25 protein-coding genes are annotated in these 25,376 nt (G+C 42.5%); 6 read left to right on the top strand and 19 right to left on the bottom strand.

What is annotated here, in order from left to right; genetic code table 11:
• Positions 1 to 56: 56 nt before the first annotated feature.
• Positions 57 to 614, bottom strand: a complete 558-nt coding sequence (locus QWY16_RS07100; RefSeq protein WP_300992266.1) for an AAA family ATPase — start codon at positions 612 to 614, stop codon at positions 57 to 59.
• 193 nt (positions 615 to 807) lie between these two features.
• Complete coding sequence (locus tag QWY16_RS07095) at positions 808 to 2,061, bottom strand: MDR family MFS transporter (RefSeq protein ID WP_300992265.1); 1,254 nt, start codon at positions 2,059 to 2,061, stop codon at positions 808 to 810.
• Positions 2,062 to 2,159: 98 nt separating this feature from the next.
• Between QWY16_RS07095 and QWY16_RS07090 the strand changes: the two genes are divergently transcribed.
• Both QWY16_RS07090 and QWY16_RS07085 read left to right on the top strand, forming a co-directional pair.
• Positions 2,160 to 3,818, top strand: coding sequence for an ABC transporter substrate-binding protein (locus tag QWY16_RS07090; protein ID WP_300992264.1), 1,659 nt, complete (start codon positions 2,160 to 2,162; stop codon positions 3,816 to 3,818).
• Positions 3,819 to 3,966: 148 nt separating this feature from the next.
• Entirely contained in the window at positions 3,967 to 4,431 is a 465-nt protein-coding gene (locus QWY16_RS07085; protein WP_300992263.1) for a hypothetical protein, read from the top strand.
• Positions 4,432 to 4,481: 50 nt separating this feature from the next.
• Here QWY16_RS07085 and QWY16_RS07080 read toward each other — a convergent pair whose 3' ends face one another.
• The 15 genes from QWY16_RS07080 to ezrA form a co-directional block, all read right to left on the bottom strand.
• Complete coding sequence (locus tag QWY16_RS07080; RefSeq protein WP_300992262.1) at positions 4,482 to 5,033, bottom strand: GNAT family N-acetyltransferase; 552 nt, start codon at positions 5,031 to 5,033, stop codon at positions 4,482 to 4,484.
• 59 nt (positions 5,034 to 5,092) lie between these two features.
• Positions 5,093 to 5,884, bottom strand: coding sequence for a nucleotidyltransferase domain-containing protein (locus QWY16_RS07075; protein WP_300992261.1), 792 nt, complete (start codon positions 5,882 to 5,884; stop codon positions 5,093 to 5,095).
• Between the two features lie 33 nt (positions 5,885 to 5,917).
• The gene (locus tag QWY16_RS07070) at positions 5,918 to 6,799 is read right to left on the bottom strand and encodes a pentapeptide repeat-containing protein (protein ID WP_300992260.1); all 882 of its coding nucleotides are present in this window, start codon (positions 6,797 to 6,799) and stop codon (positions 5,918 to 5,920) included.
• A gap of 482 nt (positions 6,800 to 7,281) precedes the next feature.
• Positions 7,282 to 7,896: a histidine phosphatase family protein gene (locus tag QWY16_RS07065; RefSeq protein ID WP_300992259.1), complete on the bottom strand. Its 615-nt coding sequence runs from the start codon at positions 7,894 to 7,896 to the stop codon at positions 7,282 to 7,284.
• Positions 7,897 to 8,025: 129 nt separating this feature from the next.
• The gene (locus QWY16_RS07060) at positions 8,026 to 8,211 is read right to left on the bottom strand and encodes a hypothetical protein (RefSeq protein WP_300992258.1); all 186 of its coding nucleotides are present in this window, start codon (positions 8,209 to 8,211) and stop codon (positions 8,026 to 8,028) included.
• A 78-nt stretch (positions 8,212 to 8,289) separates the two neighbouring features.
• Positions 8,290 to 9,213, bottom strand: a complete 924-nt coding sequence (locus QWY16_RS07055; RefSeq protein ID WP_300992257.1) for a class I SAM-dependent methyltransferase — start codon at positions 9,211 to 9,213, stop codon at positions 8,290 to 8,292.
• 53 nt (positions 9,214 to 9,266) lie between these two features.
• Entirely contained in the window at positions 9,267 to 9,773 is a 507-nt protein-coding gene (gene tpx / locus QWY16_RS07050) for a thiol peroxidase (protein ID WP_300992256.1), read from the bottom strand.
• 35 nt (positions 9,774 to 9,808) lie between these two features.
• Positions 9,809 to 10,387, bottom strand: coding sequence for an RDD family protein (locus QWY16_RS07045; RefSeq protein ID WP_300992255.1), 579 nt, complete (start codon positions 10,385 to 10,387; stop codon positions 9,809 to 9,811).
• Positions 10,388 to 10,402: 15 nt separating this feature from the next.
• A complete protein-coding gene (gene sppA, locus QWY16_RS07040) occupies positions 10,403 to 11,416 on the bottom strand; it encodes a signal peptide peptidase SppA (RefSeq protein WP_300992254.1) in 1,014 nt (337 codons plus the stop codon).
• Between the two features lie 76 nt (positions 11,417 to 11,492).
• The gene (gene rarD / locus QWY16_RS07035; RefSeq protein WP_300992253.1) at positions 11,493 to 12,410 is read right to left on the bottom strand and encodes an EamA family transporter RarD; all 918 of its coding nucleotides are present in this window, start codon (positions 12,408 to 12,410) and stop codon (positions 11,493 to 11,495) included.
• Complete coding sequence (locus QWY16_RS07030; RefSeq protein WP_300992252.1) at positions 12,371 to 12,589, bottom strand: hypothetical protein; 219 nt, start codon at positions 12,587 to 12,589, stop codon at positions 12,371 to 12,373. Before QWY16_RS07030 ends, rarD begins: the two co-directional genes overlap by 40 nt.
• A 73-nt stretch (positions 12,590 to 12,662) precedes the next feature.
• Positions 12,663 to 14,237 carry an acyl-CoA synthetase MbcS gene (gene mbcS / locus QWY16_RS07025; protein WP_300992251.1) on the bottom strand — a complete coding sequence of 525 codons (1,575 nt, stop codon included), beginning with the start codon at positions 14,235 to 14,237 and terminating at the stop codon, positions 12,663 to 12,665.
• A 143-nt stretch (positions 14,238 to 14,380) separates the two neighbouring features.
• Positions 14,381 to 15,583 carry a tRNA uracil 4-sulfurtransferase ThiI gene (gene thiI, locus QWY16_RS07020; protein WP_300992250.1) on the bottom strand — a complete coding sequence of 401 codons (1,203 nt, stop codon included), beginning with the start codon at positions 15,581 to 15,583 and terminating at the stop codon, positions 14,381 to 14,383.
• A gap of 34 nt (positions 15,584 to 15,617) precedes the next feature.
• Positions 15,618 to 16,712 (bottom strand): cysteine desulfurase family protein, encoded by a 1,095-nt coding sequence (locus QWY16_RS07015; RefSeq protein ID WP_300992249.1) that lies wholly within the window; start codon positions 16,710 to 16,712, stop codon positions 15,618 to 15,620.
• Positions 16,713 to 16,771: 59 nt separating this feature from the next.
• On the bottom strand, positions 16,772 to 18,475 hold the full coding sequence (gene ezrA, locus QWY16_RS07010; protein WP_300992248.1) for a septation ring formation regulator EzrA: 1,704 nt from the start codon (positions 18,473 to 18,475) through the stop codon (positions 16,772 to 16,774).
• A gap of 155 nt (positions 18,476 to 18,630) precedes the next feature.
• On the opposite strand from ezrA, the gene hisJ reads away from it, so the two are divergent.
• Positions 18,631 to 19,422: a histidinol-phosphatase HisJ gene (hisJ, locus tag QWY16_RS07005; protein ID WP_300992247.1), complete on the top strand. Its 792-nt coding sequence runs from the start codon at positions 18,631 to 18,633 to the stop codon at positions 19,420 to 19,422.
• Positions 19,423 to 19,500: 78 nt separating this feature from the next.
• Entirely contained in the window at positions 19,501 to 19,980 is a 480-nt protein-coding gene (locus QWY16_RS07000) for a GAF domain-containing protein (RefSeq protein WP_300992246.1), read from the top strand.
• A 47-nt stretch (positions 19,981 to 20,027) separates the two neighbouring features.
• Here the strand turns inward: QWY16_RS07000 and megL are convergent, their stop codons facing one another.
• The gene (gene megL / locus QWY16_RS06995; protein ID WP_300992245.1) at positions 20,028 to 21,236 is read right to left on the bottom strand and encodes a methionine gamma-lyase; all 1,209 of its coding nucleotides are present in this window, start codon (positions 21,234 to 21,236) and stop codon (positions 20,028 to 20,030) included.
• Positions 21,237 to 21,562: 326 nt separating this feature from the next.
• On the opposite strand from megL, the gene rpsD reads away from it, so the two are divergent.
• A complete protein-coding gene (gene rpsD, locus QWY16_RS06990; RefSeq protein WP_300992244.1) occupies positions 21,563 to 22,165 on the top strand; it encodes a 30S ribosomal protein S4 in 603 nt (200 codons plus the stop codon).
• Positions 22,166 to 22,719: 554 nt separating this feature from the next.
• Positions 22,720 to 23,820: a metallophosphoesterase family protein gene (locus tag QWY16_RS06985; protein WP_300992243.1), complete on the top strand. Its 1,101-nt coding sequence runs from the start codon at positions 22,720 to 22,722 to the stop codon at positions 23,818 to 23,820.
• 491 nt (positions 23,821 to 24,311) lie between these two features.
• On the opposite strand, the gene QWY16_RS06980 is transcribed toward QWY16_RS06985, so the two are convergent.
• Positions 24,312 to 25,157, bottom strand: coding sequence for an STAS domain-containing protein (locus QWY16_RS06980; RefSeq protein WP_300992242.1), 846 nt, complete (start codon positions 25,155 to 25,157; stop codon positions 24,312 to 24,314).
• Between the last annotated feature and the right edge of the window lie 219 nt (positions 25,158 to 25,376).

The raw sequence follows: 25,376 nt of genomic DNA, 5'->3' as shown, positions 1-25,376 counted from the left end.
AGATTAATTAATTGAGCTGTATGATATCAATTGGTCTTTTTCGTTATTTATAGTGGTCAAAAAGAAAATTTCTCCTTGATTAGATGAGCTACTTTATCGGGTTGCAGGTTGGAATTATCAATCCGGATATAATTCTCATATTCAATTTCGCCTTCCAGCGAATTTAGCCGGTATTTCTTCATAGAATCCAGTAATTCCCGTTCTGATTCTTCAATATTTCGTTTGGTTGGCTTTTCTTTAAGCCTGCTGGCCGATTTATTGCGCTCAATTCGTATTTCTGTTTCCGCTTCCAACTCGACAAAATAAACTTCATTGCCATTCGACTCGAAAATCTCACATGTTTTTCGAACGAAATTCCAGTCTTCTTCCATGTCAAATGCCCATACATAAGTGAAAATGATACCATTTATTTCGCTTTTAGATAACGCTTTGAATATTTCTGCTCGAAATAGATTCGACAGACGCCACATCTCAGAACTGAATCCAAAAAAGGGATGCAGCAATTCAATGGTCATATGATTATGAAATAGTTTAAGTCCTGTTATTTTTTCAAGTTCTTTTCCTATTGTCATTTTTCCGGTTGCTTGAGGTCCGAATAATAAAATTAATTTCATAATTGCTCCTTTAGTTCAGTTTTTTTATTGGCTTCCAATATCAATACATGCATTTCTCCCATCGGCTCTCTTCTTTAATTGTACCTAAAAATTCCAGTTACCGATAGAACTATTAGAATGTTCCGTTAACATTCCGCTCTAATGCCAAATATAAAAATCCTCCACTCATATGGGATGCATGAGCGGAGAAAATTTATAGAACTGCTTCAGTTGTTTCCGTACTTTTCGTACTTGTCCCTCTGATAAACAAACCGGTATAAACAAGGAAAGTGCCAATCATCAAAATAATGCCGATATAGACGGACATCATTGTGGGAACTAGATATGCGCCAATAACAATTGTGGAGCGTGCGATCAGGTCGGCTCCACTGAATGAAAGATTGGAGAAGGCAGAATAGGAGCCCCGCTTGTCAGCCGGAATCATATTTGCCACTTCAGTATTCCGCACCGGTGAATAAATCAGCTCTCCAAGAGTGGCGATAACGTTAAAAAGAATCAGGATGTACCAGCTGTCCGCTGAAGTGACCGTGATATAGCCAATGCTATAAACAATCAGCCCTACCAGCAACACTTTGCGATTTTTAAAACGGTCTGTGATTTTGCTGATCAGGAATGTAAAGCAGACAACAAACAGCATGTTTTGGATATTGAGGATACTCAGCATTCGGACGCCCGCAATATCGAAATTCCCGACACTTACAGTTTCAAAAGTTTCCGCGAGCCGCACCCCGATATAGCTGTTTAACGAGAATTCCGCAGCGAAGATAAACATCGATCCAACCACTACTTTGACAAAAGGCAAATCCTGAAATGCCACTTTGTAATTTTGGAAGACATCTACTAACACATTGGCATGCTGTTTTTTCAGCACGCTTTTTTGTTCATCAATCAACCAAAGGTGATAAGCAAGCGGCAAACAGATGGATGTGACGGTCAGCAGCACAAATAATTCAATTTGATGATTGACGTATAATAACCCGCCAAGCGCTGCGCCGATCGCCATCGATAAATTCGTTAGCCAGTATTCAATCGTATAAACCGCTTTCCGATTTTCAGGGGTAGTCGAGTCGATAATGATGGCATGCATCGCCGGCCTCCCGAGACTGCTTGAAATGATGAAACCGATATAGGAAGCCGCAAAAAGCCATATGAGGTTCTCGCTCGGCACTAAGCTGATGGTCATCGTCAGAAATGCCAAAGCACTCATCAACGATGTCCATACGACAACTCCTTTGCGAGGAAAGCGGTCAGAAATATAGCCGCCAATCAAGTTGATAAAAAAGCTGATGATGACGGTGCCGACTAAAAACAACCCAGCCCAGACTTTGCTCATCTCCAGCGCAAAGAACAAGGCCATAAACGGCATAACTGCTGAGCCTACTGCCCGGTTGAAAAAAGATGTAATTAGGCGGACTTTAATATTTTGTGGATAGTCTTTCCAGCTCATGTTGTCAACCTCCTTTGTCTTATGTATATTAAACTAGACGAATAAATTGAAAAATGGACATTTTTAGAATATATGTCTACTTTTTAGGAGATGGTGAAGTGGAAAAGAATTTATTGGCGCTTTGGCAAGCAGTCCCTTCTGGTGAAATAAAAAAAGAGAAAATTGTTGAGGTCCTCGATTTAAGCGCCAAACAAGCCACTCGTTATATCCGAAAGTGGGCAGCGGAAGGCTGGTTTAACTACATTTCCGGACGTGGAAGAGGCAACTCTTCTGAACTGCAGTGGCTGAAAAATGTGGAAGAAATTTATGAGAAACAGCTGATGGAAATTATTGAACAAGAAGCAGTTGAAACAAGCAGCAAGTATTTAATGTACGATTGGTCAATCGACAGCAAAACTCGCCTCATCAATAAATTTCGATCGAAATTCGGTTTTTTCCAACATACCAGTGATGTCGACAAATTAATCATTCCGAGAAAATATGCAGTTACAACGATGCATCCTTTGGAAGCGGCCGATATTCAAAGCGCTAATGTCGTCGCCACTATCTTCAATCGGCTTGTGGCTGTTGATGCAGCAGGCAAGGTTTTGCCTGAACTTGCCCATAGCTGGGATGTGTCGGCAACCAGGTTGAGAATGTATTTGAAAAAAGATGTGAAGTTCCATGATGATTCTTTTCTGACGGCTGAAGATGTGGCGGAGTGTTTGAATCGACTGCGTACCCATGTCCACTACAAAGAATTATGGGAACCGGTTGAAAAGATCCAAGCAGTTGGTCCTTTAGTGATCGATTTTGATTTTCCCTCAGGCTGCAGTTATTGCCTCCAAATGCTGGGCTTGATGAACTCAAGCATTTATAAAGAAAGTCAAGGACAGTTGATTGGAACCGGCAGTTTTTACGCTGACAACAGCCATGATTTCAAAACAGTTTTACATGCTTTTAAGGATTTTTTTGGTGAACGCCCTTTATTGGATCGGGTTGAATTCGTCCAAGTTCCGAGCGATTTCGACTTTGTCTACCGCTCAGCGACACAACCGGATACGGAAAAAACGTTTATGGTGGAAAGCGACTCAGGTGTTGGGGTGGTCATCATGAACGCCTTTCGGAATTCAGATATCCGACGAAAAGAAGTGCGTGATTATCTCCACTGGATCATTGCAAAATACCGGCATGAAATCGTCCAATATAACCCTCGGGCTTTGCCTAATCACCAAAGCATGCTGATTGGACAAAATCAGCATTATCAAGTCGAGGAAGTTAAACGACCTATTTTCACGAAACCGCTTATCATCAAAACAACGGATTACTTGGAAAAAGCTACCGCATGGATTCAAGCTGCCTTTGAAAAAGAAGGGATTCCGATCGAAATTCAACATTTGCCATTTGAAGAAATGTTGTTTGATAATGGAATAGACCAGCAGGCAGACCTTTTCATCCGTGGGGAAGTATTTGAAATGAATCAAAATTTCTCTTTTTACCATTTTCTTAAAAACGGAAATTCCCCTCTGGTGAAGATGATCAATACAGATGAAAATTTAAGCCATTTGTTAGAAAAGTATGTACATAGTCCCTTTGAAGAATGGCTTTCATTAAATTTAAAAGTTGAAAAAGCATTGATGGATTCATCTATTCTGATCCCCCTCTATTATGAAAAACGGCAAATTCCTTTTTCCGCTGACTTGATGAATATCAACATCAGCCATTTTGGATATGTGGACTTTTCTAAACTTTGGGTCCGGCCAACTATTGCAGGATAAAAATATTTTTAGTCTGAGCACTGCGAATGATAATGCAGCTGCTCAAAGACGGTATGAAAGAAATGGCTATATGCCAGACTCAATATATCTCCATTACGAACTGCCTTTATAGTTTTTCATTCTCTTAATCCAAGATAGGAGCGATTTCATGAAACCGACAATGAAGAAAACGGAGTTGAAGGACTCTGCAGATATTTGGAACGCGGTCATTTTCGAAATCAGCAGCCATGATTTTCCTACGAATAATCCTTTAATAAACGAAAGTTTTCTAGCTTTCCAGTACTATTCCGAACTCGAAAGCGGTGGCCATGAAATCTTGTTCAACTGGGTTCAGGAGTACATTGAGGAGGTTGGAATCACTCTTTATCTGAATGATTTGTCAGTTGCTTTGGAGAAAATCGGTGCTGACGACTATGGACAGATTATAAAGAAATACGGCGAAGAGCTGTGGCGCTTGTTTAGGGCTTTGGAGAATGGTGAAATGGATGAACAGGCATTTTATGAATTGGTGGAAAAAGCGGACAGAGACTATTATGCTTTAGGCGGTAAATTGGAACAACAATTGGAAGCGCATTTCCTAAACATTTATACAGAGCTGTTTGAAATCATTTGATTCCACTTGAACAATTTCTATAATTTGCTGGACACAACCATAAAAACAGTTCAGTCGAAAAAACCTGAACTGTTTTTATGGTTGTGCTTATTCCATTTACGCCATATATAATAAACAAATTTCACTTGCTCACCGTTTAAAATAATTTCTTCATCCATAATTTCTATTTGCTTGAATCCATTTTTCTTCAATACTTTTTGAGAGGCTTTATTGTTGGTTGTAGTTTTCGCTTCTATCTGCTGAATGTTTATATCATCGGCTGATTGAAGAAGAATTTTTACAGCCCGGCTGGCAATTCCATGGCCGACGAATGATTGTCCCACTCGATACCCCAAATATCCGCTTTGGTTTGTTTGATCGATATCCGCCAGATTGAGACGCCCCAGGATAGAACCTTCCCCATTTTTTATTAAATAAAAGACAGAATCCCCTGCCGAATGTTCTTTTAGTAAAATTTGATGATTTCGCTCAAATACATCCCGCTGATAATATTCGTCTCCACGGCTAGGAATTCTTTCTTCAAAAAAACTCCTATTCTTCATTTCAAACTCAAACAGCGCTTCTGAGTCAGCACCAGTCAATTGCTCAAGTTTTATTTCCATTTTGCCACATCCTGCTTCGCCATAATAAGTATATTGTAAACTTAAAGATTCTCATTCTGTTATAAGCTTCTTTTTGTTTCTTGGCGCGTATGGATTTCCACCATTTTTCTGAGCAATGTTTCTATCTGGTCTCTTTCCGCGACTCGGGCAAGAATCCATTCAATTTCCTCTTCCACTAGCTTGCTGATTTGCGAGGCTGCTTCTGCATGCCGGCTTGCGGTCATCTGATTGAATATATTTTCTGTTTTCAATAAAACCACAGCCGGCAGCGCCTTGCTGATCGCCTTCAACCCTAAACGTGCACGCTCTGGAGCATATTTATAAAGCAGCACCCTCGCCAAATGGTCCATGACGCTCGACAGCATCTTCACGGCCCAGATACCATTACCTCTGGCTGCCGCTTTTTGATACTGGAACAGGAACCATGCTACATCGATTACATCATCCCGGAATTCACTTTCATCCAATTCCAGGCTCTGTGTAGCCACAAATCTTTCCATTACGTTATCAGGATCATATAGCACCTTGAAATAATCTTTTTCCGTAAACTTCTCTGGAGTTACCGTAAACAAATCGATATGCAAAAGATTGTCGAAGACTGCGATGATTTGAGGAGCAATGATGAAAATATCGTCTTTGAATATAACCGGCCGGTATGCCTGTAAATGGTGCAACCGATTATCCATAAAATGTTTTTCATTTTCTTCGTCAACGAGACAATAAAGATCAACGTCGGAATGCTCATCGTGTTCATTCCTGCCCATTGATCCTTTTAGATAAACCGCCCGTACGAATGGATCGGTTTTTAAACTTGCACAAATCTTCTGGACTGCGAGTTCCTGGGGCAACATGGCTTCTCCTGCTTTCAATAATTTATAGATCCGTTAAAAAATTCTCGGCTTCTTTGCCCAATGGTCTGGCCGCGAGATCGCTTCCGGCAATTTCGTATGGCAATCTCCGATGGCCGCGTTTGCCTGAACCTGTGTCAGGAAAAGACTTGTGGACAAATCGGCTCCGCTGATGTCGGCATCCCGGAAATCAGCACCGATTAAATCTGCCGTCCTCAAGTCCGCTTGACGCAAGTTCCCCGCTATGAAATAAGCTCCTCTAAAATCGACGCCCTTCAAGTCGGCTCCTTTTAATTCTGCTCCCATCATATCTGCATTCCGCTGGGTTAGTTTTTTGCTTTTCCGTCCTTTGTTTCGTTTTAAAACATCGGCTCTGGCCAGTTCACTGGCTTTCACCAGCAAATCGTTGACTTGAGCACGATGGATGGGGATATCCAAAGCCATTAGTTCCGGCACTTCCAATAAAGTCAGCCGTTCTGTTTTTTGCATCATTTCTTCCAGTTCATTATAAATTTGCTTAGCTGTTTCTTGTTTCATCGCATCCGCTAAATACCATAGCATTTCATGCAGCTGGGTCATTACCGGAAACACCGCAAACATCTCTTTCGCCGCACCGGGATCTTTCCGCCAATCTTTTCCCTTGAACGTCACCTGTGAGACCTTTTGGCCGGACCCGTAGCAGTCGAACACCGTGCATCCTTTAAAACCGCTCCGACGGAGATCCTCATGAATACCGCAGCGGAAATCGGATTGCAGATTTGGACAAGGCACACCGGCCGCTTTATCAAAAGCAAAATCAGCAGATGCTGTAAAACAAAGACCCGCACAGCAGAGAGCGAAACAATTTCCACAGTCGGCCTTCAGGTTTTTCTGCACAAGCTCTAAATTTTTTTTTGCTCCGTCACGGTTTTCCATCATGATTTACACTCCTTTTGCATATAGAAATAGACAACCGGATTGATGAATCCAAGAGCGAGAATGGCGAGAAACAGGTAAGTCTCAACAGGATCCCCTCTAACCCAAGCTCATCCACAAGAATTCCATGGTAATACATAAGCTGCACTGCCAGCCATACAGTGAGTGCCGATAAAGAGACAACCGCAAAATGATTTAGAAATTTGTTTCTAAATGCCAGAATAAGAATCGCCAGGAATAAAACCAATGGGAAGATGACAAGCGTATAGAATACCGTGCGCAGCAGCGTAAATACGCCAAAAGGTCCATAAGTATAATTAGCTTCTGCTCCCCCAAAAAATCTGTTTTTGCTCACTTCCTTAATAAGTATTTCCATTATAAAGGAATCAGCGATGAATTAAACAAACATTTCAAAAAACATAATGAATTTTTAAAAAAGGCAAAAAAAGAGATGCCTCAATCTCCAGGCATCTCTTGTCTGACTTTCATTTCCTTTTTCCAGCAACTTCTTCCTGAACCATTTCAGGCAAATGCTTCGTGCAGTTATAAAGCGTGCATTCCCATTTGCTTTCAATATTCTCCAAAATCGTAATCGATGTATTATGTAGATTTGTTTTAGTGAAACGTTCAGGCAAAAGGCTTTTCAATGTAGTGCCAATCAAAGCACCGTGGCTGACCATTAAAACTCGTTTGCCCGGATATTTTGCTAAAGCTGCCTCAATGGCTTCCCGTCCTCTTTTAGCGCCTTCTTCCTTCTTCTCCATGCCAAGATCCAATGTCCGCCAGTCCACACCCCATTTTTGAATGCGTTCTTCTTCTGTGGACCCTTCAATCTGGCCGCCAGACAGTTCACGGATGAGAGGTTCAATCCGGCTGACCGACATCCCCAGTTTCTCAGCAATGATTTCCGCCGTTTCCCTGGCGCGGATCAAATCACTGGATATGATGGCATCCCAAGGTTCTTCTTGTGCCAGCCGCTCTGCAATAGCACGCGCTTGCTCTCTGCCGGTTTCGTTTAACGGAATGTCCGAACTGCCTTGCGCAATCCGCTGCATGTTCCAATCTGTTATGCCATGTCTAACAAATCCGATTGTGGTCATTTCTCATTTCCCCTTTTGTTGTATTGAATTCCATCATACTGGATTTTTCACCTGCATGTCGATTGAAGTTCCTTCAGCAACTGTTCCACTCAATAGAAAAAACCCGGCATCCAAATGCCGGGTTCCTCATTACACGCCCATTTTCCGCCGTGTATTATTCACTTTTTTGGTTTGCTGGCTCTTCATCTTTTTTGTTTCCAGTGAAGCGCCACTGCCGCCTTTGTTGTTCGAAGCCTGGTTTTTCTTTGCTTCCAACTGGCGTTTAACCGCTTCCTGCAAACTTACTTTTTTAGGAGTTTCATTTGTTTCCGTCATGTCCATCCCTCTTTTCTTTTAAGACTATCAATCACGGATGTATTAATGACTTCCATTATAACACAATATGTTCCATATTTACTGTTTATTTTCTTTGAACCACTGGCTGACTTGCGAAAAGAATTTAGCCATTGAATTGGCATTCGACATGCTCGGTACACGTGCCAACAGGACTTCCTTCGGCGCTTTAATGCCTTCTTTTTTCTTCTGCAAAATCAGAATGCCTTTAGCAAAAGCTGAATTCTTGAATAAGCTGTCAGGCAGCTCCATAACCGACTGAATGTAAGCCGTCTTTTTTAAGAAAGTATGCAGCTGGCCGGCCTGGGGCGATTCAAATAAGGCTTTTGGAATGACCAAAAACAGATAGCCACCGTCCACTGTATGCTTCAATGCTTGTTCAATAAATAAGTGATGCGCATACGACAAGCCTTCTTCTGCCTTCAATTCATAAGTTGCCGCTATTTCTTCATCCGGATAATAACCAACCGGCAAGTCAGCGACTACTGCATCCACAGGATCAATCAATAAAGGCTGCAAGGCATCCTGGCGGTAAAAAGTGACCGGCTGTTCGACCAAATCCGCCGTTGAAGCTGCCAACCGGATCAGCATATCATCAATTTCAACACCTGCTCCGGTAATGCGGCCATCCAAGTAATTCATCACCGTCAACAGCAGATTTCCTGTGCCAAGCGCTGGATCGAGCAGCGTGAACTCTTTCTCTTTCACAAAAAGCTCCACTAAATAACCCACTAAAAGGCCAAGTGCATCCGGCGTCATCTGGTGATGCGGCTGTACATGCTCCTTCATCCCTTTTAATACAGCCAGCTGGATTGCTTTCCGGACATCTTCTTTGCCCGCTTGTTCCGAAGGCTGGATATGCCCATCCAGCCATGTCTCAGTTGTTTCCAGTAAACTTTCCAGATACGGCAGATCCTGCTCTTTCTGCATTTCTGTCGCATGCTGATCAATAAAATTAAAAATCTTTTCCATTGCTGAATTCATCTATAATCCGTCCTCAATAAGGAAACCCACTCAGCAGGAGTGGGTTTCTTGTATTAGTTTGTTAATGCCTTCACGGCTTCAATTGCTTTATCGTAATCCGGATGATCAGTGCCTTCAGAGACATATTCCACGTATGCGACTTTATCATTTTCATCGATGACAAAAATCGAACGTGCCAATAAACGAAGCTCCTCCATGGCAACACCGTATTCTTCACCAAAAGACAGATCCCGGTGGTCAGACAAAAGAGTAATGCCATTCGTGCCGTTCTCTTCAGACCAGCGTTTCTGAGCAAATGGAAGATCAGCTGAAATCGTCAATACTTCCACGTTATCGCCAAGTGATGCCGCTTCTTGGTCAAAACGTTTCGACTGCAGCGAACAAACACCGGTATCAAGCGAAGGAACTACGCTGATTAAACGAACTTTCCCTGTCGTATCCTGCAATGTAACCGGGCTTAAATCATTTGCCAGAACTTTGAATCCTGGAGCCTGATCTCCCACTTTCACTTCTTTGCCTGGTAAAGTCACAGGATTTTGCTTGAACGTAATTTGTACCAATAATAACGCCTCCCTTTCAACATACCCTTATCTTACTAGAACGTTTCGGCCTCTTGCAACTCAGACCCTTCAGAACGTTTTTTCTCAAACAGAATTCGCTTGCGGTATGTCTCTTCATGGATGACAGTAGTATCTGCTACAAAGTCATGGATTCCTTGTTTTAATTTTGTAAACCCGACAATCCAGTACAAAGGCCAGATGGTGGCAGATATAAAACGGCCTATCCATTCACGGAACAACAACGTCCCCCATGACAGCTTTTCTTCTTTTAAAGAAACGACACGCAGCCCTAAAATCATTTTGCCTACTGTCTGTTCAAAAAACTTCGTCATCAGCACGAAATAGGCATAGAAAACGACAGCGGAAATAATGGCGTATGGGGCGTACCATGTATTGCTGGATGTTTCTAATCCGATCAATAAAAATATCGGTTTAATTAAAATCGAAGTAACGGAAGCAATGAGCAGAAGATCGATCAAGTATGCCCAGAACCGCACCCAAAAGCCAGCAGGCTTGCGTTCATAAAACATCACTTCTTTATAATTCGGTTCAACAGGGCGATTGTTCTGCACATTTTCCACAGAATGAGTTTCATTATCCATATGATTTGTCATTGTCATCGCCCCTCCTTATTTTTCACCATACAAATACATCATACGCGGCGAGCTATTTTCGGTTAGCAATTTAGTGATCATTTGCGATTCCAGGTCTTTGCCAAACAATGAATTAAGCTTCATTGAAAACAGTGACCCAAGCCCTTGAGATGCTCCATATTCAAAGACTTGAGCATCTTCCAAATTGAAGTCTGTGCGAAGCGCTGCCAGCACATCTTCTTCGAAGCCGAAGTCATCTGCCAGCTTCGCGTCGACTGCCTGTCTGCCGTTCATGATGCGTCCATCAGCAAGCTTTTTAACCTGTTCCTCGGACATATCCCGCCCTTCGGCGATTACGTCAACAAACGATTCGTAGGAATCATTCAGCATTTCCTGGAGAATGGCTTGCTCATCCGCAGTCATTTCACGCGTCGGATTTCCGATATCCTTGAATGGCCCCGATTTGATGGTTACAAATTCCACTCCATATTTTTCTGCCAATTTCCCATAATTGACCGTTTGCATAATGACACCAAGAGAACCCGTCATTGTTTCACGGTTCACAAAAATTTTGTCCGCCGGGGCTGAAATGTAGTAGCCGCCGGAAGCTGCAGTGGCGCCCATTGAGACATAGAAAGGTTTTTTTGTTTCTTCCTGAATTTCTGTAATTTTATCGTGGATTTCCGCTGATTCGACTACTCCGCCGCCCGGCGAATTGACTTTCAGCATGACAGCTTTTACCGTATCGTCATTTTTCACTTGCTCTAATTGTTCCATGAACAAGCCGTGGTTATATCCGGTCTGTCCGAGCAGCGCAGAAGCTTCGCCGGTATCCTGGATGGTTCCTTCCACATTCAAAACCGCAATCCGCTTATTAAAATCGCCGTCTTCAATCACTTCTTCTGAAACATCTGTTTGTGCCGTAGCCAGCAAATCGTCAACGCCTGTGCCTAGTGTGCTTTGGAAAATCGCAAATGCTGAGTTGATGACCAACGAAATCCCCAGTATAGCCGCTGCTACAACCAATGCTATCCATCTCTTCGTATTCATTTATCATTTGACCTCCTTTTTTCTCTCTTTATTATACGGCTATCTTGTACAAATGTTTCATTTTACCTCGGATGAATCAATGCTGCGCATTCAACTTCTCTTTTTTAATGCCTCTTGCTTCCAAAACTTTTGAGGTCGTAAATATGATCAACGCTACCCAAATGAATGAAAATGAAATTGCGCTGATTCGATTGAAGGATTCACCGTAAACCAATACGCCCAAAAGGAGCATCAACGTCGGTGCGATGTATTGCAAAAATCCGATCATATACATGGGAATAAGAGGAGCCCCTGTTGCAAATAAAACCAAAGGAAGCGCTGTAGCGGCACCGCTGATGATAAGCAGAATATCTGTCGAAGCTCCTTCGTTCAGGAAAGAAGCCTGGCTGGTGGAAAACAGATAAATATAGTAGATAATCGCAAGCGGCAGCACAAACAAAGTTTCAAGTGCCAGTCCCCGCAGCGCATCCAATTTGATGGTCTTTTTGATCAAGCCGTAGAACGCAAAACTTAAAGCCATCCCGAAAGCCAGCCATGGCAGCGTACCATACGAGATCGCCAAGATGCTGACACCAATTGCCGCAAGCACAAAAGCGACTTTAATAGCCGGTGATAATTTTTCCTTTAAAAAGAAAACACCCAGCAGCATCGAAACAAGCGGATTGATGTAATAGCCCATGCTCGTTTCAACAATCCGGTCGTTTGTAACGGCAAAAATATACAAAAACCAATTGGCGGTTATCAAATAAGATGCCAGCATTAATGTAAAGAAAGTTTTTTTGGATTGCCATAAACTCTTCAAGTCAGCAATCAATTGTTTTCCGCCATTTATCACAATGATAAATAAGACTGTCAAAACAAAAGCCCATAGGATGCGGGACGTCAGTATTTCGTCACTTGGTACGTGGTCGACTTGTTTCCAGTAAAGAGGTAATATTCCCCAAATGGCGTAAGTTAAAATCGTATATAGTATGCCTTTTTTTTCTGCTGCCATCTCGCTTTTCTCACCATTCTTCCTTTTATTTTGTTTCTCGAAATAATAGAACTATTATATGCCCGTCTTATTCTAAAGTAAACAATTGAAAAAAGCAGCCAGTTTGCACCAGCCGCTTTTGCTTTTCGTTGAGATTGCTGAATAGCCTTGCACTCTCGGCCATTTAATGGGTATTCCATGAAAAGCACCCACCTGGAGTGAAATGGAATATCAATCCCCATACTTCTGCTTATTTTAATAAAACTTCCGCTCTTACTTTTTCGCTTGTTCTTTTTGGCGCAATTCGACGCGCCGAATTTTTCCTGATGCGGTTTTTGGCAATTCCTCTACAAACTCGATCGCCCTCGGATACTTATAAGGAGCTGTCAGTTCTTTCACATGATCCTGCAAGTTTTTGACGAGGTCTTCGGAAGGCTCGTTGCCTGGAACCAAAACGACAAATGCTTTAACGATCGTTCCGCGGATTTCGTCAGGCGCTCCGATTACTGCACATTCCTGGACAGCCGGATGTTTGACGAGTGCATCTTCCACTTCGAACGGTCCGATTGTATAGCCGGAGGAAATGATGATGTCGTCGCCTCTTCCTTCAAACCAGAAATAACCGTCATCGTCTTTCGATGCCTTGTCTCCCGTCACATAGTATTCACCACGGAACTGCATTTTTGTGCGTTCGTCGTCTTTGAAATATCCTTTGAACAATGCAGGTGTATTCACATGGACAGCAATGTCTCCCACTTCGCCGGCTTGCGCAGGCTTACCGAATTCATCAATGATTTCCACCCGGTTGCCCGGCGTCGGTTTCCCCATTGAACCGATGCGGATTTCCATCCCTTTCATAACGCCGACAAGCAAGGTATTTTCTGTCTGGCCATAGCCGTCTCGGACTTCAAGGCCGAAGTTTTCTTTAAACACGTTGATCACTTCCGCATTCAACGGTTCACCGGCGGAAACTGCACTGTGCAAAGCCTTTAAGTCGAATGATGAAAGGTTTTTCTGTTTCGCCATCAAGCGGTACTCGGTTGGTGTACAGCATAATACATTGATTCCGCGGCGTTCCAGAATCTGCAGATAAACTTCCGGATCGAATTTGCCATTATAAACAAATCCGGTTGCTCCGCTGCCCAAAGTAGCAAGGAATGGGCTCCAAATCCATTTCTGCCATCCAGGGCTGGCTGTCGCCCAGACCAAATCGCCTTCTTTTGCACCGAGCCAATGCTCTGCAGAAGTCCGCAAATGTGCATAAGCCCAGCCATGGCTATGCACTGCGCCTTTAGGGTTCCCTGTCGTTCCTGACGTGTAAGATAAAAACGCCATATCGTCATTTCTCGTGTCTGCAGCTTGATAAACGTCAGAAGCTGATTCCATTGCTTCTGTCAACGAAACCCATGACTGATCGGAATGGCCGATAACGAATTTAATGACATTTTTCATTTCTTCCACTTCATTGAATTGATCCATAAACGGCTCATACGCAATGACCGCTTTTGCGTTACTGTGGTTTAAACGGTAGGAGATGTCTTTTGCCCGCAGCATTTCCGAACTTGGAATTACAACCAAGCCTGCTTTCAAGGCGCCGATATAGGCTACATACGCTTCAATCAAGCGCGGCACCATCACGAGGACGATATCTCCTTTTTTCAAACCTGCTTTTTCAAAACTGTTCGCTGCCTTATTGGCACGGAGAATCAGTTCATCGTATGTAACTTGCTGGGAGTCTTCTTTGTCATTTTCCCAAATAATCGCTAATTTGCCGTCGCCTGTAGCAAATTTCTCAATTTCTTCGACTAAATTATAACTTTCCGGTGCCAGCAATTCTTCACGATTCATTATATATCCCCCTGTATGAGTGAATGACTTTATACTTCTATTATTATACAGGAAGATTTTAATTATTCAAAATCATTATAAAAAAAGAAAAAACAGCTATGAGTAAAATTCGGCTTTTACTCATAGCTGTTTTTATCGTTGTTTTATAGCAAGCCCTCGAACTTCGCTTCCTGCACCCTCGGAAATTTGATGGTTTCTCGTTCTTGCACCGCTTCTTGAATCAGATCATCAAATGATACAAATTTTTCGTAATATTCCACTTTCTCAAGCTTCGGCTTCGTTTTCGGACTAGACGGCGTGAAAATCGTGCAGCAATCTTCAAAGGGACGAATGGAAATCTCATAAGTACCGATTTGCTGTGCCGTTTCAATGATATCCAGCTTGTCCATCGCGATCAACGGCCGCAGCACTGGCGTATTCGTTACTGCATTGATGGCATGCAGCGACTCTAAGGTTTGGCTGGCTACTTGCCCGAGGCTCTCTCCTGTAATGATTGCCTGGCATTTTGTTTCTGCAAGCACCAAGTCCGCGACGCGCATCATCATCCGCCGCGTCGACGTCATCGTGATATTATCCGGCACTTGTTTGTGCACTTCCTGCTGCAGTTTCGTAAACGGAATAATATGCAGATTGACCGAAGAACCAAACTGGCTCAACTTATCCGCTAAATCCAACACTTTTTCTTTTGCCCGGTCATTGGTGAATGGAGGGCTGAAGAAATGGATCAACTCCAGCCTTACCCCCCGTTTCAGCATATGATAGCCGGCAACTGGGCTGTCGATGCCACCGGACAGCATTAAGAGCGCTTTTCCGCCCGCCCCCACCGGCAAACCGCCAGCGCCTGGAATCACTTCTGCCATCATATATGCCGCTTCTTCACGAATCTCCACTTTCAGTTCAACATCCGGATGCTTCATTTGGACAGTCAATTCCGGAAAGCTGCGAAGTACATGTGAACCGATTGCCTGCGTAATTTCAGGTTTCTCATATGGAAAAGCTTTATTCGGCCGTTTCACTGATACTTTAAAGCTTTTGTTTTGTCGGTCCACTTTACTGACCACTGCAATCGCTGCTTGCTTCATCGCATCAAACGTCAATTCTGACTGGGTTACCGGGCTGAATGATTGGATGCCGAAAACCAGTGGCAATCTTTCCAACACTTTCTCCATATCCTTTTCCTCATCTGAATAGATAAACATGCGGTCGCGCTCTGCTTTGATCCGGATGCTTTCTAAGTCAGAAAACGTCTGGCGGACGTTATCCCGCAGCCGTCCGATAAACGAGCTGCGGTTTTTTCCTTTGGTTGATAGTTCCCCGTAACGGACAAGGACTTGGTTTGTTTTCATGCTGTTTAAACTCCTTTATTTCCCTGTAAATTTATTAAACTAAACGGTAAACCCGCTCGAATGCTTTTTTCAATTCCGCTATATCCTGCGCGGTGGTAAACGCTCCAAAGCTGATGCGAATGACCCCTTCTTTAAATTCACGGGGGACACCGATTGCTTCAATCACATGGCTGATTTCTTTGCTTTTGGATGAGCAGGCACTGGATGTGGAGACAATGACCGATTCCTGTTGAAGCCCTGTTACCAAAATCTCACCTTTCAAGCCTTTCAGTGCAATCGCTAATATATGTGGAGCCGCTGTTTCCGGACTGATAATTTTAACCCCATTAAATCCTTTGAAAAATGTGCGAAGGTCTTTATTCCATTCTGCATAGTCAGGCTTTGGTTCTGCCAGGCGTAATGCCTTTGCTAGCGCTGCCGCTTGCGGCACGGCTACTGTCCCGCTTCGCAAACCGAACTCCTGCCCACCGCCGTGGAGAATTGCCTCTAATTCCACTTGGTTATACGCCAAAACCCCACTGCCTTTCAGTCCATGGATTTTATGGCCTGAGATGCTCAATAAGTCCGGCATGGAATCAGCAAGAAGTTTAACTTTCCCAATGCTTTGGACGGCATCTACATGGAATAAAGCCCAAGACCCTTTCAGAAGCTTTTTGATTTCTGCAATTGGATGGACTGTACCGATTTCATTGTTGACATGCATCAAGCTTACAAGAATCGTATCTTGTCTGAGTGCGTTATTCAACTCATTCAAATCAATGGCACCTGAACGATCGACCGGCAAACGCGTGATATCAAACCCTTGCTGTTCAAGAGCTTCTAAGCTTTTCAGCACAGATGGATGCTCGGTGACTGCTGTTATGATGTGTTTTCCCCGGTGCTGGTAAGCTTTAGCAACACCGAACAATGCTAAATTATTCGATTCGGTCCCTCCAGATGTAAAGACGGCGTGTTCCATCTTTAATAATTGCTTGATTTGGGCACGCGCCCCTTCCAATAAATCCTCAGCTTCGTTTCCCATCCGGTGAATGGAGGCAGGATTCGCATAATATTGCTCGTTTACTGTAATAAAAGTTTCGAGCACTTCTTTTCTAGGTTTGGTTGTTGCGCTATTGTCCAAGTAAATCATTTTCTCCACCTCCGAAAAGAAAACCACCAGCACGGGAGCTGGTGGTTTTCTTTTTGTTTTTAAACTCGCCACGCCTCTTCTTTAACCAGTACCTCAATCCGTTTCATTGAACCTGGTTCAAAGCTTTCGACTGCTGTAGCTGCCTCGTCTAATGCTTTCGTATACCGGAGCTGTCTGAACGATTCTTCTGCTTCCATCAACTTGGCATGCATCTGTGGATTCGTTTTTCGGTAGCGGTTGCCGTATTGGATGATGCGTTCAATCAGCAGCACGTTTTCAATCATTTCTTTTGCTTTTTCTTCTACGTCTTCAATGCTTTTCTCAGCTTTCACTAAGTAATTATCAACTAAATTCATATTTAATGGAACTTCTTGCAAGCCTTGCATGGCAACAAATAAATGCTCTTCCGCTTCTTCAAGCCGGACATCCATTTCTTCTGGAATGCCTGGTACATTGGCTTTATACAGCATTCTGTCAGTTTCCTGCAATTGGCGCTTCAAGTCTTCCACTCTAGTGCGGGCTTCAATTTCATCAATTCGCAGGCTCTTCAGCGAGCTTGTGAAGTCATGCTGAATGACATCGATTTTTGCCAGCTCTTCCTGGATGATTAACAGTTCTTCTTCGAGACTGGAATATGCAGCATGTTTTTCTTCAGAACGGGATTTAAGTAAATCGAATCGCTGCTGCAAATCTTCCAAAGTTTGCAGACATGCTTTAGGAATCGCTGCATCGCTGTCCGGAATTTTATAACTTTGCTGGACCACTACGCACTCATCATACATATCACGAGTATCACGTGTAATCAGTTCCAGATGGCGCGATGTTTCTGCTTTATGCTGATCCACATAATGCTTTGCTTTAACTTCTTTTTCAAGCAGTTCGTAAAACGAATCAATGCGCTCTTTCATCGCTTCGGCTTTTTCTTTTGTCTCCGCGACATTCAGTTCCGCAATATTCTGTTTCATCACAACCAGCTCTTGCTCCATGTCATCTAATTGGTCCGTCAATTCCAAGTGGTTCAAATAATAAGACTGGCTTTCCATTTCGCGGATTCCATTGCGCAGTTCATTGATATAAGACGGTATTTTCGAGTGGATGTCCGTTAACAGCGGCGGAATGTCATCGATCAAAGAGAAAACATAATCTCCTTCATCTGCTAAGCCCATAACAATTTCACGAGCTTTCAAATAATTTCCTTGCTCAGTCAATTGATCGTATTCGGCAAATAGCGGTGAGAACGATTCCAGTCTTTTTTCAAGAGGAACAGCCGCCGCTCCATACGAATGCTGATGAGCCAATAAGTTTTTCCGTGCCAGGCGGTAATGGTCTCTCATCATATCCATTTCGCTGCGGTTTTTTTCTTCACTGCCGATTAATTCTTCAAGTTCACTTAAGATTTCATTCATCTGCCGGTCGACATCATCGATGCGGACTTCGACGTCATTTTCAATCTTTGAAGCTTTTCCGAATCTGAAGCGGTCAATCGCATCTTCTGCATCAAAGAGGGAAGCATCAATTTTCGGAATATGTACATCCATAATTTCCGTCCATATGTCACGCCAGCGCTCGAACATTTCTTCGGTCTGGCCGTTCATGTTCAATTGTTTTACTTTTGTCAATTCTTCGAGTATCGGTTTGTTTTGTATTTGCAGTTTTAATTGTTCCAAGCGTTCAATTTCCGCGTTATGCTTCTTGCGAAACAAAAAGCCGACGATAATTACCGCTAATAGAATGATGACCGCAATGATGATATACTTCATCATAAGTCATATAGCCCCCTGTTCAAAATCACATTTCCTATTCTATATAAATGTTTTACATGATTCTACTATTTTAACATGTATTCTACTCTTTTGTTCGTGAAAATAGAATAAATGAAAGAAATATTTTCAAACTTTGAAAGAAAGCTGGTGTTTTTATGAAAAGAGATGGACATATCCACACTCCTTTTTGTCCTCATGGCACTAAAGACAAGCTGAATGCCTACATAGAAAAAGCGATTGAATCCGGTTTTGGTGATATTTCCTTTACCGAACACGCTCCCCTCCCCTCTTCTTTCATGGATCCGACTCCTGAAAAAGACAGCGGGATGACTTTGGAGAATATGCTCCCTTATTTGGACGCCATACGACAAGCAAAAGATGCATACAAACAGGATATTCTCATTCGAGTCGGATTGGAAGTGGATTATATCATTGGCCATGAATCAGAAACCCGTTCTTTCCTTGAAGAATACGGATCCTCTCTCGATGATTCTATTTTATCCGTTCATTTCCTTAGAGTAAACGATGAGTATCTTTGCATGGATTACAGCAGTGAAGTTTTTATGCAGCTTGCTCAAAAAGCCGGCTCGGTTCAAAACGTCTACGATCTATACTACGATACTGTAGAAGCTTCGATTGCAGCTAATCTTGGCCAGTTTAAACCAAAAAGAATCGGCCATCCGACGCTCGTCCATAAATTCCAGCTGGCTCATGGGGAAAAAATCGATGATTCCCGCCGCATACATGGCGTCCTTGAAAAAATCGCTAAAGCCGGCTATGAAATGGACTTGAATGGCGCCGGCTATTCCAAGCCGGATTGCCTGGAATCTTATCCGCCGGCAAACTTCATCCCTGTTGCCGAATCTCTTCGTATTCCGCTGGTGTTCGGTTCAGATGCCCATAGCGTCAATGGCTTGCATAAGCATTACGACAAACTTTATAATTAAAAAAGCACCAATACCGATATAATCTTCAAGGCATGGAATTCTTGTCCATGCCAATCATAATACGAAATGAGGCCTATCATGTTCACTCAAACAAGTTACAGCGGTACAAGCATAGAACAATACACGCTGCTTGGAAAGCAGTTAGATGCTCTGTTGGAAGGTGAAACTAATACCATCGCTAATTTAAGCAACGCTTCCGCATTGTTGAACCAATTTTTAGAACGGATCAATTGGGTCGGTTTTTATTTAATGGAAGATGGCGAACTTGTACTCGGTCCATTCCAGGGTCTTCCGGCATGTGTCCGGATCCAGGTAGGCAAAGGGGTTTGCGGAACTGCGGTTTCTGAAAAGAAAACCATGCTCATTGAAGATGTCCATGCTTTTCCTGGACATATTGCCTGTGACGCAGCTTCTCAGTCCGAAATTGTCATTCCATTGATTAAAGACGGTGAAGTGATTGGTGTTCTTGATATCGATAGCCCGGAACTCAGCCGCTTTACGAAAGAAGACCAAGAAGGCCTGGAACTGTTTACAACCGTATTATTGAAGCATCTTTGAAAAAATGAAAACGCCCGGACTTCTATTTGAGAAGTCCGGGCGTTTTGTTATGCTTTTTGCAATTTCGCTTTTACCGTTTTAAACGCTTCTGCCAAGTCTGCCGTCAAATCATCTATATGTTCAAGACCGACCGATAAACGCATCAGCGATTCTGTAATTCCCATCGCTTCCCTGCTTTTTTGCGGAACCACAGCATGGGTCATTGAAGCGGGATGCTGGATAAGTGTTTCAGCATCCCCCAGACTGACGGCAATCTTAATCAGCGATAAAGCGTTCATAAACGCCTGTGCTTCTTTTTTGCCGCCTTCAATTTCAAATGAAATTAGCCCTCCGCCGTCGCGCATCTGGCGTTTTGCAATTTCCACTTGTGGATGGTCTTCATCAAATGGATAATAAATCTTTTTCACCAGCGGTTCTTGTTTCAAGAACTCCAGCACTTTCTTTGTATTTGAAATGTGCCGATCCATCCGGACATGGAGAGTTTTCATACCGCGAAGCAAAAGCCAGGCATCAAATGGTGACATAATCCCTCCGACATCTTTCTGGACGCTCATTCGAATCCGCTGCATTTCTTCTGCATCTTTGCCGACCAATATTCCGCCAACCACATCCCCATGGCCGTTCAGATATTTAGTAGCGCTGTGCAAAACAAAATCCGCGCCTATCTGCAAAGGATTCTGCAAATAAGGGGAGCTGAATGTATTATCAACTACTACACGCAGGCCGCGCCTTGCAGCCACTGCACAGACCGCTTCCAGATCCACAATTTCCATCGTCGGATTGATCGGAGTTTCAACATAAATGCATACGGTTTCTGGACGCAATGCCTGTTCAATTTCCTGTTCAGTAGTCATGGCAACCAAATTATGGGTAATGCCATATTTCTCTTCCATCATTTCCAGAAGTCCAAAGGTACAGCCGTAAATCCCCCGAGAACAAAGAACGTGGTCTCCGGCTTTTGTCAGGTGAATCAATATCGCGCTGACAGATGCCATCCCCGAGCCAAATGCAAGTGCCCCTTCCCCGTATTCAATTTCTGACATGCGTTCTTCCAATACACGGACTGTCGGATTTCCTAAGCGGGAATAAATATTGCCTTCACAGGTTCCGGCAAAACGGTCTTCCCCTTCTTCCGCAGTCGCAAACGAAAATGTCGAAGTCTGATAAAGCGGAGTCGCTAAGCTGTCATGATGAAGTGAACTTTTATACCCCTTATGAATTACTGCCGTCTCCAAATTAATCGTTTTTTCATCCATAGTTATACACCCCTTAGCCAAAATAGAAAGCGCTTACATTCCATCTAATTTCATTTTACCTTGAATAGTAAAAAAAGGAAAGCTGCCTTTTCTTGAAGCTGGGTATAACTATTGACTTTTGATTGGCTATCCGGTTATACTATAGTTTGTGTAAAATAATCGCAGCAGTTGTATGTGCGTGTCCGTCCATTTTATTCCTCTACAGTAGGTGTATCGCGTAACTCATGGCTGCAGGGCGAAGGTACAAGAATATAAAATGGCTTACAGCATGAATGCATCTGGTTTTTATTTTACTTCAAAAACCAAAAACAGAGGAGGAGACATATATGTCTCGTTATACAGGTCCAGCATGGAAACTGTCCCGTCGTCTAGGAGTATCTCTTAGCGGAACAGGTAAAGAATTAGAAAAACGCCCTTACGCACCAGGTCAACACGGTGCTAACCAACGCAGAAAAGTTTCTGAGTACGGTTTGCAACTTCAAGAAAAACAAAAACTTCGTTTCATGTTTGGGGTTAACGAACGCCAATTCAAAACTTTATTCAACAAAGCCGGCAAAATGCCAGGTAAACACGGTGAAAACTTCATGATCTTGCTTGAAGCTCGCCTTGATAACGTTGTTTATCGTTTAGGTCTTGCGCGCACTCGCCGCCAAGCTCGTCAATTGGTAAACCACGGACACATTCTTGTTGATGGCAAACGCGTTGACATTCCGTCATTCAGCGTAAAACCAGGACAAACAATCGCTTTCCGTGAAAAATCAAACAACCTTGATATAGTAAACGAAGCAATCGAAGTAAGCAACTTTGTACCTGAATATGTATCAATCGATGCTGACACTAAAGTAGGTACTTTTGTACGCTACCCAGAGCGCAGCGAATTGTCTGCTGAAATCAGCGAACAGTTGATCGTTGAGTACTACTCACGTTAATAAAAGTGCTTAGTAAACAATAGTATTTAAAACCCTGAAAACCTTGTTAAATCAAGGACTTTCAGGGTTTTTTCTATTTACCTACTTTTCGTAATACATCGGACTAGATCGTTCTTTTTTGGGGGGGCAAATAATAAGTGGACAGGCGCTCATCATACAAAAAAACGCCAAACCTTTCATCAGGTCAGGCGTTTTTTCTAATTAATCATATTTACTGATACCATTTCATCGATAATTAAGTGTCGCTGCTTAAACGGATCTTCATATGTGAGTATTCGGGACTTCAAATCAATGCTCACAATCTTACCCTCATGCCGTATTATCTTCCCGTCTATATCTGTGGTTTTTGGATTTCAAGTATTTGTTCAGTTTAGGATCACTCACACTGTTGGGCAGCTTACAATATAACTCCCTCTTCTTCCGCTCTTTTTTTAATTTTAAAATCTGTAAACTGGATATACTGCCTTTATTCACAAAGACAATATAGTAAATTAACATAGGTTTAATACTTATGTCTTATAGTTTAACTACATCTTAGAAAAGGAGTGTATTTTATGAAATTAAAATCATTAACCGGAATAATCATCATTGTATGTGCGGTAATTTTAGTTACTACCAACTTCACCACTTTCTCCGTTCAAGGAAAGGGCAATGAGAATGAAAAATTGCAATTTAACTCTGATGGCAAGTATAAGATTGTACAATTTAACGATATCCAGGACGACGAAGATGTCGATTCCCGCACGATCGAATTGATGAACACGGTGCTTGATGATCAAAACCCGGATATAGCCATATTAAATGGTGACATGCTTACTGCTGAGATTGATACTGCTGAAGAAGTGAAACAAGCCTTGGACACCATTGCACAGCCGATGGAAGATAGAGGCATCCAATGGGCAGTTACTTTTGGTAATCATGATGAAGACCATACACCTAAGACCGGTTTGGATGAAACGGACATGCTCGAAATTTATATGTCTTATGAACACAATGTAAACAAGCCGGGACCTAAGGATGTTACTGGAACTGGCAATACAAACCTGGTTATCAATAACTCCAAGAATACAGATCCAGCCTTTAACATCTGGCTATTTGATAGCGGCAGATATGCTCCAGACGAAGTTGCAGGACAGAATTTTGATGGTTACCAAACATGGGATTGGCTCCGCCACGATCAAGTTGAGTGGTACTCTGAAACGTCAAAAAAACTGGAGCAAACAACTGGACATAAAGTTCCATCACTGGCATTCATGCATATTCCACTGCCTGAATTCGAAAACATGTGGTATGCAAGTCCATCCGACAGAACAGAAGAAAGCCATCAGAAAGCAGTAGAAAAACATAATATCGTAGGTGAAAAGAACGAATGTGTATGCACAGGTCCTTTTAACAGCGGTATGTTTGCAGCTATGCTGGAAAGAGGCGATGTGAAAGGCGTCTTCTCTGGTCATGACCACATCAACACATTTGTTGGGGACTATTACGGAATCAAATTGGGCTACGCAGGAAGTACTGGATTTGGAAGCTATGGCCTTGGGGGCGAAGAAAACGACAGGCTGCGCGGTGCACGGGTATTCAACCTAGATGAAAATGCAGAAGATGTACTCGTTGACACAAAAATGCTTTTCGCTGAGGACTTTGGGATTCAATAACTTTATTAATTGCATATAGAAAATATCATTAGTTAAGCCACCTAATATACATTCAGGTGGCTTTTCATATGATTTTCTTTCAAAAAGTGACAGACCTCCTGACTATAAAGACTTACATTCTTTTGTGGCTTCAGTATTGCTTATCCCGCCAAACTCCTGCACTAGGCCATAAACTTAAAGCACATAATACCGATAATCCAAACCTATGCTTTTCAGGAATCTTGAATCATAATATTCTGTTAGATGAACAAAAAAGTTTTGACTGTCCTACAATGTTTTTGTTTTCTACGATTAACCTGCAAAACCTCCTAAACGATTCAATCGTTTAGGAGGTTTTGATATTCGAGATGATTGATAGAAGTGGAAAACTGCGGTCTGCAGGTTTGGGATGTCTCACGCAGAAAACGTCCCCCTGCTTCTGTATTGCTTCGCTAACTTCGAAACATGAAAATGCGTTGGAGCACTTTCTTCAACCCTTCTCTCTCATTACATTATTTAACAAGTTCATTTTGATTCACTTTCAACGCCTGAGCCAACGAATTATACACTTCAATATCTGTAAACTTAATGCCTAAATGCACAGCGGTCTGGGCAATCACTGGGCTTATGCCGGATAATGCCGCTTTCACTCCGATGATGTTCAAACCGCTGATCAGCTGGAAAACTTGCTGGGCAACCATCGTGTCGATAATCGGCACACCTGACAAATCAATCACCAATCTTTCAAGATTGTGTTTCGAACATTGTTTCAACGTTTTCTCAAAAATGATCTGTGCACGGTGTGTAGTGATTTCTCCTACAAGAGGAAGAAAACCGGAACTTTTTGTCAATAAAATAACAGGTGCACTCATTTCAACAATCATTTGCTGTTGAGCTTGCAGCCGTTCTTGTGCCACTTTCGCATTCTGAGAAGTAAATTCCAGGATCACTTTGCCGATGGCTCGGACCACTCCAAGATTCCATTGGTTCAACTCATCGAAACTGACTTGTTCTTTGTGACGGGAGGCATATTCCGCAATAATTTCAAGGTATTGCTGCTGTGTGCGGAAAAATTCTTCAATGACGACGACGATTGGTGTTGCTAAATGAGCGTCATCTGTTGCGATTTCCTCAATCCATTCCTGAAAATCCTTAAAAAAATCATCTTGCTCTTTTGAAAACATTGAACAAAACCGCACATGAAAATCATGATTTTGGCGTTTAAGATTTTCGATTTCATCAGGGTTGTTCGTGCTATAAACTCCCCCCTTGTTTTTATCCAGCGTTTCATACCAATACTCCGTCATTTCCCAAGTGCGTCTACGTAAATATTCATATAACTCCTGATTTTTCAACATTCTTTTCCTCCTGCTTCAGCCCACACGTTCATCCAGAATTTTAACTTTCCAAGATCTTTTGCAGTCTGCCGATAAGTTATACTTTTAACAATGATAATACATTGTTCACTCTCATGCATTCTTTCATAACAACTATTTCAATATGTTCCAATTTAACAGAAATGTTAAAGCCTTGTCTATTTTGGTTCTAAATCCCGCTATGGTAAACTGTAAAAAAGC

The sequence above is a fragment of the Planococcus shenhongbingii genome, assembly GCF_030413635.1.
Lineage (GTDB): Bacteria > Bacillota > Bacilli > Bacillales_A > Planococcaceae > Planococcus > Planococcus shenhongbingii.
Note: the sequence above shows the minus strand (reverse complement) of the source record. Positions and strands in the feature narration are given on the sequence as shown.